Source organism: Mogibacterium pumilum, assembly GCF_002243385.1.
GTDB classification, from domain to species: domain Bacteria; phylum Bacillota; class Clostridia; order Peptostreptococcales; family Anaerovoracaceae; genus Mogibacterium; species Mogibacterium pumilum.
The window spans coordinates 788,736-801,183 of sequence record NZ_CP016199.1 but is presented as its reverse complement, the minus strand read 5'-3'; the positions used below and the strand labels follow the sequence as shown (position 1 = coordinate 801,183).

11 protein-coding genes, 1 tRNA gene and 1 pseudogene are annotated in these 12,448 nt (G+C 43.4%); 6 read left to right on the top strand and 7 right to left on the bottom strand.

Going from position 1 to position 12,448, the window contains the following annotated elements:
* Window positions 1-662 (bottom strand): annotated as a pseudogene (locus AXF17_RS09465) (threonine synthase); the annotation flags it as partial.
* A 132-nt stretch (window positions 663-794) separates the two neighbouring features.
* On the opposite strand from AXF17_RS09465, the gene AXF17_RS03865 reads away from it, so the two are divergent.
* From AXF17_RS03865 to AXF17_RS03855, 3 genes are read left to right on the top strand one after another with little or no spacing between them, the layout of a single operon-like run.
* The gene (locus AXF17_RS03865; RefSeq protein ID WP_094233889.1) at window positions 795-1,889 is read left to right on the top strand and encodes a homoserine dehydrogenase; all 1,095 of its coding nucleotides are present in this window, start codon (window positions 795-797) and stop codon (window positions 1,887-1,889) included.
* A 10-nt stretch (window positions 1,890-1,899) separates the two neighbouring features.
* Window positions 1,900-3,219 (top strand): aspartate kinase, encoded by a 1,320-nt coding sequence (locus tag AXF17_RS03860; protein WP_094233888.1) that lies wholly within the window; start codon window positions 1,900-1,902, stop codon window positions 3,217-3,219.
* Between the two features lie 42 nt (window positions 3,220-3,261).
* Window positions 3,262-4,275 carry an aspartate-semialdehyde dehydrogenase gene (locus AXF17_RS03855; RefSeq protein WP_094233887.1) on the top strand — a complete coding sequence of 338 codons (1,014 nt, stop codon included), beginning with the start codon at window positions 3,262-3,264 and terminating at the stop codon, window positions 4,273-4,275.
* 138 nt (window positions 4,276-4,413) lie between these two features.
* On the opposite strand, the gene AXF17_RS03850 is transcribed toward AXF17_RS03855, so the two are convergent.
* A complete protein-coding gene (locus AXF17_RS03850; protein WP_157682556.1) occupies window positions 4,414-6,129 on the bottom strand; it encodes an AMP-binding protein in 1,716 nt (571 codons plus the stop codon).
* Window positions 6,130-6,449: 320 nt separating this feature from the next.
* On the opposite strand from AXF17_RS03850, the gene AXF17_RS03845 reads away from it, so the two are divergent.
* From AXF17_RS03845 to AXF17_RS03835, 3 genes are all read left to right on the top strand, one after another.
* Window positions 6,450-6,983 carry a DUF1836 domain-containing protein gene (locus AXF17_RS03845; RefSeq protein ID WP_094233885.1) on the top strand — a complete coding sequence of 178 codons (534 nt, stop codon included), beginning with the start codon at window positions 6,450-6,452 and terminating at the stop codon, window positions 6,981-6,983.
* Window positions 6,980-7,228 carry a TIGR03905 family TSCPD domain-containing protein gene (locus AXF17_RS03840; protein ID WP_094233884.1) on the top strand — a complete coding sequence of 83 codons (249 nt, stop codon included), beginning with the start codon at window positions 6,980-6,982 and terminating at the stop codon, window positions 7,226-7,228. The genes AXF17_RS03845 and AXF17_RS03840 overlap by 4 nt, the downstream gene beginning before the upstream one ends.
* Window positions 7,229-7,364: 136 nt before the next feature.
* Complete coding sequence (locus tag AXF17_RS03835) at window positions 7,365-7,967, top strand: hypothetical protein (protein WP_094233883.1); 603 nt, start codon at window positions 7,365-7,367, stop codon at window positions 7,965-7,967.
* Window positions 7,968-8,482: 515 nt separating this feature from the next.
* Here AXF17_RS03835 and AXF17_RS03825 read toward each other — a convergent pair.
* The 5 genes from AXF17_RS03825 to AXF17_RS03805 form a co-directional block, all read right to left on the bottom strand.
* Window positions 8,483-8,800: an SdpI family protein gene (locus tag AXF17_RS03825; RefSeq protein ID WP_094233881.1), complete on the bottom strand. Its 318-nt coding sequence runs from the start codon at window positions 8,798-8,800 to the stop codon at window positions 8,483-8,485.
* 307 nt (window positions 8,801-9,107) lie between these two features.
* Window positions 9,108-9,199, bottom strand: a tRNA-Ser gene (locus AXF17_RS03820).
* A gap of 328 nt (window positions 9,200-9,527) precedes the next feature.
* A complete protein-coding gene (locus tag AXF17_RS03815; protein ID WP_094233880.1) occupies window positions 9,528-10,877 on the bottom strand; it encodes a D-alanyl-D-alanine carboxypeptidase family protein in 1,350 nt (449 codons plus the stop codon).
* Window positions 10,878-10,956: 79 nt separating this feature from the next.
* Window positions 10,957-11,913 carry a diacylglycerol/lipid kinase family protein gene (locus tag AXF17_RS03810; RefSeq protein ID WP_094233879.1) on the bottom strand — a complete coding sequence of 319 codons (957 nt, stop codon included), beginning with the start codon at window positions 11,911-11,913 and terminating at the stop codon, window positions 10,957-10,959.
* Between the two features lie 29 nt (window positions 11,914-11,942).
* Window positions 11,943-12,448: metallophosphoesterase (locus tag AXF17_RS03805; protein ID WP_237049081.1), on the bottom strand; the 506-nt coding region annotated here is incomplete at its 5' end.

The following is a 12,448-nucleotide window of genomic DNA, read 5'->3' as shown; positions in this document are numbered from 1 at the left end:
TCACTTGATAGCGAAACGCCTTCACAAGGCCTCGGAATCTCTTGGAATAACCTCTTAACCCCTGTCTGCGCATCGTCGAAGTTACCTCTTACACCGAACGCTTTAGTGTTTGCACCAGACTGAGTTACCATCTGTAGACGCTGAGTCTCGGATATGCCCTTGTCTGGGTAGAATACCGCTATTCTAATGCCGGGAACATCTGAGAATCCATGTAGCGCCGCACTACCAGTATCGCCACTGGTCGCTGTCAGTATTAGGATTTCATCCTGAAAATCATTGAGCTTTGCCGCCTCTGACATTAGGTTAGGAAGAGCGGAGAGTGCAACATCTTTGAACGCACAAGTCGGACCACAGAAGAGCTCTAGTATGCATCTGCCATCTACGCTTACCAGCGGTGTGATTTCTTCTGCTGTAAACTTATCCTTATAGCTTCTCTCGACAATAACGTCTATCAGTTCTTCTCCATAATCAGGAAAGAACTTTCCAAACACCTTCTTGGCCATGCCGCGATAATTTTCAGCTATCACTTCCTTATAATCTAGCTTTAGTTCCGATAAATCTTCAGGAACGTAAAGACCTCCGTCCTCGGCAAGTCCATCGAGTACCGCCTGCGACGAAGAAACCTTGTGATTCACATCTCTTGTGCTTATATAATTTAACATTTTATCTCTCTTTTCTGTTGCGTATTTTGTGTTTTTATGATACATTATTCCTCGTAGGAATACAAGTGTTTTTCATACAAGGACACTATATACAGAAAATAGGACATAGAGAGGATTAAATAGTATACAAATATGAAAATTGCAATTCTCGGATACGGAGTAGTTGGAAGCGGTGCATATGAGGTCGCACTGACTGCTCATAATATAGAAGTAAAACGCGTGCTCTACAAGAGACCAATAGACAAACTCGGGGATATCGTGACTACTGAATACGAAGATATTTTGCAGGACAAGGAGATTGAGCTAGTTGCAGAGTGCATCGGCGGTCTTCACCCAGCATACGAATATGTATCTGCTGCTCTCAAGAGCGGTAAGCACGTAGTAACCCCTAACAAGAACCTGGTTGCAGCATACTGGGATGAACTGCATGAACTCGCTATTGAGCACGGAGTTGAATTCCGTTACACGGCTTCTGCCGGTGGCGGTATCCCTTGGCTTTTCAATCTGAAGCGCCAGTCGAGAAGCGATGAGATTTTATCTATAAGCGGAATTGTTAACGGTACTTGCAACTACATTCTGGACACTATGCATAATGAGCCTGTTGATTTTGCAAAAATTCTTGCAAAGGCACAGGAACTCGGATATGCAGAGAAAGATCCGACTGCAGACATTGGTGGTTTCGACACACAGCGCAAGTGCGTAATTTCAGCGAACCTCGCCTTCGGAACAAGCATATCCGAAGAGGACGTCCCTGTGTTCGGAATCCAGAATATCACAGCTAGCGACATCAAGTACTTTAACGAGCACGGATACACTTGCAAGCTGCTCATGAACGCTGGTCAGACTGAGTCAGGCGCTTACGCATATGTTGAACCTACATTAGTTGGTAGAGGTGCGCTAGAATCCGCAGTGCCTGCTAACAATAACTTAATCAGCTTGACTGGAAATAACATAGGCACATTAAGCTTCTACGGTCAGGGAGCTGGCAAATACCCTACTGGAACTTCCGTAATTCAGGATGTGCTAGATGTTGAGAACGGATGGAAGTTCATAGGCGAGAGCAAGAAGAACGATGTATCTGTAGACAACAGACTTGAGGTTCACAGATACTATGTTAGAGAAAACGGTTCATGCAAGATTACAGAAGCTATGAGCGTTGCAGAGGCACACAGATTGGCCTCCGAGAGCAGCGACGAGCATTTCTTCATGGCAGGAATAAGGGAGTAAATATATAGTAATGATTAAAGTTGCAAAGTTTGGCGGCTCATCGTTAAGTGATGGCGTGCAGTTTGCCAAAGTAAAGAGTATTATTGAGCAGGATCCAGACCGAAAAGTGGTAGTTGTATCAGCACCAGGACGTCGCTCATCAGATGACAGCAAGGTAACTGATCTTCTCTACTTGGTTAAGGCTCATATCAAGTATGATGTATCTTATGACAGCATCTTCGAGATGATTGAGCAACGCTATATGGACATCCGCTCTGAATGCGGTCTATCGCTCGACCTGGACCAAGAGTTCGAGATAATCAGAAGCAAGCTAAGCAAGAACATCTCCATGGACTACCTCGCATCGAGAGGTGAATTCCTAAACGCTAAGCTTATGGCTGAATACCTTGGATACCAGTTTGTGGACTCCGCAAACCTCATCAGCTTCAAGTATAACGGAGATGTGGATATGGATAAGACTGAGAAGAATTTCAAAGAGATTTTTGATGTTTATAACAAAATCGTAATTCCGGGATTCTACGGGAGTCTTCCAAACGGCGACATCAAAGTATTTTCCCGCGGTGGCTCCGATGTATCGGGTGCAATCGCAGCAGCTTCACTCCATGCAGATGTATACGAGAACTGGACCGATGTTAGTGGCATCCTAATGGTGGATCCTCGCATAGTAGAAAACCCAAAGAGCATCGCCCGCGTTACTTATGCAGAGTTAAGAGAACTGTCTTACATGGGAGCTGCTGTTCTCCACGAGGATACAGTGTTTCCTGTTCGCGCTAAGGACATTCCGCTCAACATCAGAAACACTAATGAGCCTGAAAATCCAGGCACTATCATCCGTGAGAGCTTCGGTGAAGAGAGTCCTGAAGAGAGCAACAGATTTATCACGGGAATTACCGGCAAGCGTGATTTCTCATTGATCAAGATTGCCAAGGGTAACATCGGCGAGAATCTACATACACTGCGCAAGGTTCTCGATATCTGTGAGCAGTACGATGTGCCTATCTCGCAGATTCCAAGTGGCGTTGACAGCTTCTCAATCATCACTCCGTCATATAAGCTTGAACAGTGCAAGTTCGATGTACTAGCGGCTATCAAGAAGGAATGTGGAGTCGACGCAGAGATTGATCAGGGCATCAGCATGATTGCTATTGTAGGCAGACAGATGGCGTACAAGACGGGTATCTCCGGTAAGCTATTCGGAGCACTCGGAGTTAACAAGATTAACATTCGTATTATCGAGCAGTGTGCAGATGAAATCAATATCATGATTGGTGTATTTAACGACGATTTCGAGAAAGCAATTCGCGTGCTCTACGAGAGCTTCGCAAAGTAATAAGAAAGGATTTGGGATCAGACAGATTCCAATAGATAAGATATGAAAGAATACAGATTAGGTATACTCGGTGCTTCTGGTGCCGTTGGACAGGAAATGCTTAAGGCGCTTCAGGAGAAGAACTTCCCTCTATCAGAGCTCAGACTGCTCGCTAGTAAGAGAAGTGCTGGCAAGGAGGTTGTGACTAAGAAGTACGGAACAGTAGTGATTCAAGAGGCAGCAGAAGATACATTCGAAGGACTTGACTTCGTGCTCGGTGCTGCTGAAAATGACATCTCGATTAAATTCACTGATGCTATCAAGACTTCTGGTGCAACATACATCGACAACTCCAGCGCTTACAGAATGGATGAGAACGTTCCGCTAGTAATTCCTGAGATTAACCCTGAGGATGCACTAAAGCACAACGGAATAATCGCTAATCCTAACTGCTCTACTATAATCACACTGGTTGCTATCAATGCGATTAACGAGCTCTCCCCTATTAAAGGAATCTATGCTTCGACTTACCAGGCTGTAAGCGGCGCCGGCGCCGGCGGCCCAGTTGAACTATATGAGCAGACTAAACAGATTTTTGCTGGCGAAGGTGGTTCTATAGAGCCTAAAGTATTCCAGCACCAGATTGCGTTTAACCTCATTCCTCAGATCGGTGGTTTCGGTGACAACCTCTACACTTCCGAGGAGATGAAGCTTCAGAACGAAGGACGCAAGATCCTTCACCTTCCTGAGCTAAAGGTATCATGCACATGCGTAAGAGTTCCTGTTGAGCGTTCTCATTCAATCTCAGCTAATGTCATCACAGAGGATAGACTAGAGCTAGAGGACGTTAGAAAGGCTATCGCAGGCGCTAAGGGTTGCAAGCTTGTAGATGACCCTGAATCGCTCAGTTACCCAATGCCAATCGACACTAGCAATCAGGACATCGTATTCGTTGGACGTATCAGGCGCGACCTCGTATGCGATAACGGCATCAACCTATGGTGTGCAGGCGATCAGGTTCGTAAGGGTGCAGCAACTAACGCAGTGCAGATTGCCGAGCTGCTAATTAATGCTTAGAACACTTATAATACTGATCGATATATAGATTAACAAACAAAAGACAGGAGTAATGCGGTACGCCGCACGACCTCCTGTTTTATATGTAATTCTAAATATCAAAAGACCCAAGGCAGCGACCAATGTCTTTGTTTACTTTTATGCTTTTTCAGACTTAGCCTCTTCCTTACGGAGTTTCTCAGACTTCTCTTCTTCGATAATCTTCTGAGTCTCAACGAATCTCTTTATCTTATGGGTACTTGTCTTCTCCATCGGCTCATCAGTTGTGTATACCCTCTTGATTCTCTTGTATGCAGGCAGCTTGTCATTGATTTTCTCAACATCAGCCTTTACTATCGCATTGATTTCTTCAGGCGTCTTGCCTTCAAATTCTTCTGGATTATACACAAGCTTGAGTGTAACCACGAGGTCACGCTCATCCTCGTCATTCGGAATACCTATGATAATAGCCTCTTCTTTGTATGGAAGTACATTTAGCTCCTGCTCGATTTCCTCAGGGAAAACGTTCTTACCATTCATAAGCACGATTACATTCTTCTTACGACCTGTAATGTAATAGTATCCGTCCTTATCCCTATATCCGAGGTCTCCTGTATGGAACCATCCATCGTAAATGCACTCGCTCGTAGCCTCTTCATTCTCGTAGTAACCGAGCATTATATTCTCACCGCGAGCAATAATCTCTCCGATGTCGTTTTCATCCGGCTCGTAGATATCCATGCCAACTCCTTCGATTGGAATTCCAACCGAACCAGGTCTTCTATACTCAGGTCTCTCTGCAGAGAGTACCGGCGAGGTCTCAGTTAGTCCATATCCCTGTAGACATATAACACCGAAGTCATTCCATCCTCTAATGCACGCTGGATCAGCAGCTGCTGCTCCGAGGATTACCATTCGGAGTTTGCCACCGAACGCCTCTAGAACTCCCTTAAATACAGTTCTTCTGATATCGATATGTGCCTTGTTAAGTACTCTTACGACCTTACTCATGGTTTTGAGTCTACCGGCAAGACCTTCCTTCTCAGCCTTCTTGAGAACACGGCTGTACATAGTCTCGATGAGAAGTGGAACTCCTACGAAGATGGAAACCCCATATTCCTTGAAGTTTTGCTGGATGTACTTAAGACCATCGCAGTACACAGTCGATGCACCTGCGGCAAACATGATAATCTGGCATGTAAGCCCGAAAGTGTGGTGATAAGGCAAAAGCGAAATATTAACATCAGTATCATAGATCGGCTCAGATGCTATAGTATTAACAACATTTGAAACAACATTACGTTGCGAAAGCATTACTATCTTGGACTGTGAAGTCGTTCCAGATGTAAAGATCATAAACGACATGGCATCCGGATCGATCGTGACAGCACTGTACTTATCAGAACCGGCATCAACTAGTTCCTTGCCCTCTACAGTGAGGTCGTAGATATCCGTCTGATCAGCGGTCTTGAACAGAGGGAACGCAGCCTTGATGCGAGTCTTACCTGTAGCAATCGCCTTGGCAACGGACTCAGCTTCATTCTCATCGTAGAAGATAACCTCTGCCTCACTACGAACTAGAGAAGTCTCAAACTCTTCATACTTTAGCTCTTTATCGAGCGGAACTGCGATGTTGCCTGTAACGAGAGCCGTTATGTTCGCGAGATACCAGTTATAGCTGTTCTTACCGATAATAACGATTCTAGCATTCGAGAAGCCTCTACATAGCAGTGCCTCTCCGAGACATCTAATCTCCTCATAGTATCTGCTGTAGGAAATATCGCGATACTCTCCATTACCCTGCTTAAGGGTGAACGCCTTGTTAGCACCATATTTACTAACAGCATCTTCTAGTAGTTCTCTAATATTCTCCAAAATAACCTCCATCTATCCGACTATCACTTGTCCCTTACAAAAACACCGTCCACCAAAAGCCACTACAGCGCAGTGTTCCGGCACGCCGAGGGAGCACGATTTACGAAAAACTATAAAATAGTTTTGAAAACTATATTATTTAGTATTATAATCTAGTTACACGCTGTATAATACTCTATTTAGCACAATTTGGCAATGTTTAATTTGATTTTTATGCAAGTATCCCTGTGCGAATAGTTGAAAAATACAAGTTATTAGATATTTGAAGCTCGGGTCGAGCTGTGTTACTATCATGTATGGAAGTATAACGGAAGGATCTTATGGAACAGAGGGAAACGATGCATGACAGCACAAGGCTTCACCTCCCGCGCTGGGATGAGCTGCCTGATATATCGCTATATATGGATCAGGTGCTATCGCTGATAAATCCTCATTTTCAGGACACATACGGTGATAGCTATCTGCTGACTAGCACTATGGTTAATAATTACGTTAAACTTGGGGTTATCCCCCCTCCTATAAAGCGGCGGTACGGCAAGGAGGCTATTTCACGGCTTTTCGTAATTGTCACGCTCAAGTCTATATTTAACGTGCAAGAGATTGCAGAGCTGATTTCAGCTATCGATGATGACAATAGCCTAGGATATGAGATTTCCGAATCTTATGACCTATACTGCAGTACACTTGAAGCTGCAATCGATGCGACTTGTGCAGATAGCATCTCTCATACCAAACCTGCCCAGGATTATTTTAGAGTGATCGAAGACGTTGCAACAGCTGCAGCTTATCAGTTGATAGTGAAGCGAAGGCTGAAGCTGAGACGAGAGAGAAAGGAAGAAAAGAAGAAAGTATGATATATAAGCCAGAAGGTGTCTGTGCCCAGCTCCTAAACCTTGATGTTGAGGACGGTATAGTCAAATCAGTTGAATTTATAGGTGGGTGTGCCGGAAATGCCCAAGGACTAGCCAGCCTAGTTAAAGGGATGCCAGTCGATGATGTAATTGAAAGACTCGAGGGTATAAAATGCGGGTTCAAAGATACATCATGTCCAGACCAGCTTTCCAAAGCGCTAAAGCAGTACAAGAACGAGCAGCAGTGATTGCTGCCGTTTTTTGTATTAAATTGTTTTTTCCTACCCCCCATTTACACTAATCAGTTTATATGGTAATTATAGGTTACAAGCAGTTAGCACCTCTATAATTAAAAGTGCACTTTAAGCACTGGAGGTAGATATTATGAAGAAGTCAAAAGCGTTAGCTATAGCGATAGTTATTGTTTTAGCTCTGCCTGTACTTTCAGTTTATGGCGGCACTAAGCTCGGAAGTTCAAACGAACCTAACGCTAAACCTGAACAGTACTGCGGAATTTATTACAGAAATACGCTAGTAAGCAAATACAAACATTATAGCTCCTATAAACGCGCATCTACCAATGTAAAGAGCGCTGTAGACGGCTCACCAATTACACCAGATAGGGCTGTGATCTTTCGTGCATACGTAACTGGCGATACGCTTGGTTACCGTGTAAAGAATAACTCATATATAAATAACGGTTTTACGAACCGAAATGCCGTTGATGCGCTTAATAAGCGTATGACTGGAAATATTCCTTATACGCCTTTATTTGTTAATGACATTAATGATGAAGTAACTGATTCAGTCGTGCTAAATGGCGAAAAAGGCAAGGTGCAGTATCTCGGTTTCAGAGCTATATATACCGTCGAAGAATATGAGGTTAAGATGTTCGAACAGAACACCGGAAAGTTAATAGCATCTAGCCGCTACAAACTACACAAACCAGTTCACGGGGAATTTGCTCTGCTTGATGATGGACAGTAGCACAACCCTATAATTAAATACTTTGAATACGATAAGAGGGATGGCATAGCACCCCTCTTTTACTGTATTAACGCTAATTTTATTTCGTTTTATGAATTTACTTGTCGCTTCGTGAATTTACTTGGACTTCTCTTTAGCTGCCACGATATACGGAACTGCTACGAGGATCATGCCACCTATCACATTTCCAAGCGACACTAGTCCGAGATTGTACCAATATCCACCGATACAGCGTATTACACATATCCCTATAATACATCATAAGAGTCGGGAATCAAATTGGATACTCGATGAAATTAAAGCGGATCTCGATGAAGTTGGATATAATGAGTTATGTGTCGATATAGCATTGATTCATCTGCAATCACTATCGAGGATGTATTTTGAGATACAAGTCTCTGCGATAGAACTGTGAAGATGTTCGAATGCGAGAAGTATAATTTTAGAAATAAAATATGTGGTAAGTAGCGTAGACCTGCCACATGTTTATCTAATATGCTTAGCTAGTTTAGATATCAGCGATTATCTTTTTCTTTTGCGTAAACAAACTTGGAATATATAACACTAATCAAGAAAGATGCGCTCAGAGATACCAGAAAAACTTTTTCAGCCATATCACTAGATATAGTAAAAAACGTAAGTATAGATATTATTCCCACAATTACTAGTAGTATACCCAGAAATTTATTGCTCTTCTTCCACGTGATATCGTTATACTCAGACCAAGCGGTTCTAATTCCCAGTATTGGATTTTTTGGTACAAACATGCATGCAGCTCCCGATAATAAACTAACTGCGAATGCTATTAATAAAAACACTTCAAAACTAGTCATCGTTACCACCCATATTAGACAGAATGCTTTTTCATAGAATGATTATTATCTATGTTATATATCCGTACATATAATATTACAAGTCTATTTGTAGAACTTTATTTTACGGCTCAATCGTTTCCTCTCTGGCTTCGCCTTTTATACTTGAGTTTGCTCGCCAATCGCGGACGGTCTGTGTCTGGGACCTGCCATCCCTCGCCTCTCTCCGTTCGGCTTCGGCAGGCTAGGTCCACAGAACCCCCAGCGGGGGTGCAAATCTTTCTCACATATAAAAATAGACAGTACACAATGGTGCTGTCTATTTTTATGGCGGAGAGAGGGGGATTTGAACCCCCGCACGGGAGTTACCCGCCTGCTGGTATTCGAAGCCAGTCCCTTCAGCCTCTTGGGTACCTCTCCACAAATTATATCCTGGAGGCTAACGACCAATAAGGGTCAAAAGACTCAACCAGAAACTAAGCCCAAGCGGGGCGGAAGCTTCTGCAGGATACCGCGAAGGTCATTATAGCATAGGCGCATGGTGTACGCAAGTAGTCGCAAGCGATGTAACAGCAGGCCGAGAAGTTTATCACCCTCTTGACTATATTGAGTGCCCATTTATAAAAAAGTAAAACGCGCCACGTGGACGCGCTTTATCATCGATATAGATATAAATTTAAACATCGTTTATACACATTTGGCCGTATCGCAGTTGGTAATTAGCAATATGTTGAGCAAACAATCATGTCTATTTAAACCTACCCTTATCATGCTTTCCAATTGGCATTGCAGCTTTCTTTCTGCGTCTTTTTAATAGGCAAGCAATAACAATTAGAACAACTAGAAGGAAGCCTAATACAATAGTACCCAGATTAGAAATATATGCTTCGGATGTGATCCAGCCCTTGCTCACATTCTGTTTCACTACGAGAGGTGCATCAGACACATACTTGCCATCTACATATACCTTTGCAACCGCCACCTGATCTCCCTTCTTGAGCGGAGCCTTAACGGACCAGTCACGCTTTATTTTTACAGTTATCTTTGCACGGTCACCCTTCTCGGTATACGCGTAAGCCGTCTCACTTGCATAAGCATCGACTACGGTGTACTTACCGCCACGAACTAGAACCTTTGTAACCTTCTTGCCTTTTGAAACAGGCTTGTTCACCTTTAGATATTTGTATGCATATTCAAAAATTGCTTTTGCATCCTTCGGACGGTTTTCCTTATCATCACCGAACAGCACGAGCATCATCTGCAGATCCTTCTTGTCATACGCGAGTACAATCGAAGCTTCTCCGTTCCAGAAACCAGTTTTACCAGCGACTACACCTGAATTCTTTGTGTTGATCAGGTCAGTATGAGACTTCATAACACGCCCTTCACTTAGGTTCGTTGCACCCATCTCGTATTTCTTAGTGCTTGCGAACCTATATACCTGCTTGTTTTGAAGCGCTGCTCTAGCAATCTTCATATAATCGCTGGCTGTAGTATAATGATTTTCTTCCTTCATTCCATTCGGGTTTACAAAATTAGTATTCTTACAGCCTAGTGCCTTTGCTTCATCATTCATCATCTGAACAAAATCATCAACATTACCATTCGATACCACTTCTGCAAGGCTATACGCGGCATCATTTCCCGACAAGATCATCAGTCCGTATAGAAGCTGTTTAACCGTTACAATTTCACCCTCTTTGAGGTCCATAGAAGAACCACCGAGAGCGGCAGCCTCCTTTGATACCGTAACTTCCTGATCGAGATTTTTGACATGCTTAACAACTAGCAACGCCGTCATCAGCTTCGTAGTGCTAAATGGAGCTACGCGTTCATCCTTATTCTTCGAAAACACCACGGTTTTCGTGTTCTCGCTGTATAAAACCGCACTCTTTGCATTTATCTCTGGTGCCTGAACCTTCTTTGCTTCGTTTGACTTCTTAGATGCTTCTGATTGCTGCGATGATTTAGAGGAGCTTTCATCGTTAGCACCATACGAAAATACGTACAGCAAACCTGTGCTGAAGACCATAGTTATGCACAGCATCGTCAAAATCGCTATCTTAAAACACTTCTTGAGATTATCCCAAGCTTCCATCTCTAATCTCCAATCAAGATTTTTTCTTCACTGATGTGCCTCGCATCAATGCAATCAACCAGTTCCTTAGAACCATCAGCTACACTTGAAGATACGGCACTAACACGCGCATCGCACTATCCTTAATCTCTATCGTAAGCTCATCATTCTCTGTTATCTCGCCATCTACGACAAACTTCATATGTCCATTTCTAGGAACTATGTTGATCTTTCTTCCCTGTTTAAAGTCAGTAATCTTCTCGATTCCCTTTATCTCATCAAGCTTTCCTTTTGAAAATTTAGGCAGAACCTTCAGCACAGTCCGCCTTGGAATCTTATGCACGACTAACACATCTAGAAGTCCATCATCGAGCTTCGCCTTTGGACTGCACTCGATTCCACCACCGCAAAATCTACCGTTTCCAATAGTGCACATCATCAGTGGCCCCTTGAAAATCTGTTCTCCATCTATAGTAACTTGTAGATTTTGTCCCGACTTCTCGATGAGGTTCAGGAAAATCGAAAGTCCGTATGATAACGATCCACCGATAAATGTCTTTTTATTAAAATAAGTCGCCAGTATCGCAACGTTTCCGTCAAATCCGATATTGAACGAGTTAAGCCCTATTCTGTTATAGCTCTCTCCGTCTCTTTTGTAGGAATACGACATAACGTCAATTACTTCTTCCTCAGCCAAAAGCTGTGACATTAGGTCTCTGTAATCAGTATTTCTCGTTCCACCAAAGTTGCGGATAAGATCATTTCCACTGCCGATTGGGATAACGCCGAGTGCTACATTTGCATGGCCATATACGCCATTTGCAACTTCATTTACAGTGCCATCTCCACCGCACGCATAGATTCGCACTTCTTCATCGTCTTGCTCTGCAGCAGCCGCAACCTTATCTGCGATATGTGTTGCAGAGCCTGGTCCAGTCGTATAATGCAGTTCGATATCGAATTCTGAATCTAGTGCCGCCGCACTGATGTCTTTGCACAGCTTGTCTGCCTTCTTGCCGTTTCCCGCAATCGGATTAATGATAAATACATATTTCATTGATAAATATCCCTCTTTTTGATTTATCGCTACATTTCCTGCTCACTATCGTAAATGAGCTTCGGTCTCGCACCAAGGTAGTCGAGCGAAACTAATTTATAATCTATGCCACCATGCTCGCCCTTGATACCATTAGCCCACGCGACCATGCCGTGGAGGTGTCCGTAGATGCACTGGGTAACATCGTATTCCTGCATAATTCTGGTAAATTCCGTCTCTTCCATCTTAGCCGGCGGGTAATGCATCGCCATGATGATTCTTGATGCGCCCTTTTTCTTCGCCTCGCCTAGGCTATTTCTAAGTCTCCCCTGCTCACGCAAATACATCTTTTCATCATGTTCAGTATACGAAATAACATCAGGTGTCGGCCAGCCTCGAGAGCCACATATTGCAAGGTCTAATGGCTCCACATAGTAGCAATCATTTTGCATAAAATGCATGTCGGAGTAGAGCGTCCTAAGATACTGAATTCTGCACCACCATAGATCGTGGTTTCCGCGTATCAGCACCTTCTGGCCTGGTAGCTCATGAATCC

Coding starts and splice junctions, on each gene's coding strand:
- AXF17_RS03865 (WP_094233889.1), top strand. CDS start 795: ATGAAAATTGCAATTCTCGGATACGGAGTAGTTGGAAGCGGTGCATAT.
- AXF17_RS03860 (WP_094233888.1), top strand. CDS start 1,900: ATGATTAAAGTTGCAAAGTTTGGCGGCTCATCGTTAAGTGATGGCGTG.
- AXF17_RS03855 (WP_094233887.1), top strand. CDS start 3,262: ATGAAAGAATACAGATTAGGTATACTCGGTGCTTCTGGTGCCGTTGGA.
- AXF17_RS03845 (WP_094233885.1), top strand. CDS start 6,450: ATGGAACAGAGGGAAACGATGCATGACAGCACAAGGCTTCACCTCCCG.
- AXF17_RS03840 (WP_094233884.1), top strand. CDS start 6,980: ATGATATATAAGCCAGAAGGTGTCTGTGCCCAGCTCCTAAACCTTGAT.
- AXF17_RS03835 (WP_094233883.1), top strand. CDS start 7,365: ATGAAGAAGTCAAAAGCGTTAGCTATAGCGATAGTTATTGTTTTAGCT.
- AXF17_RS03825 (WP_094233881.1), bottom strand. CDS start 8,800: ATGACTAGTTTTGAAGTGTTTTTATTAATAGCATTCGCAGTTAGTTTA.
- AXF17_RS03815 (WP_094233880.1), bottom strand. CDS start 10,877: ATGGAAGCTTGGGATAATCTCAAGAAGTGTTTTAAGATAGCGATTTTG.
- AXF17_RS03810 (WP_094233879.1), bottom strand. CDS start 11,913: ATGAAATATGTATTTATCATTAATCCGATTGCGGGAAACGGCAAGAAG.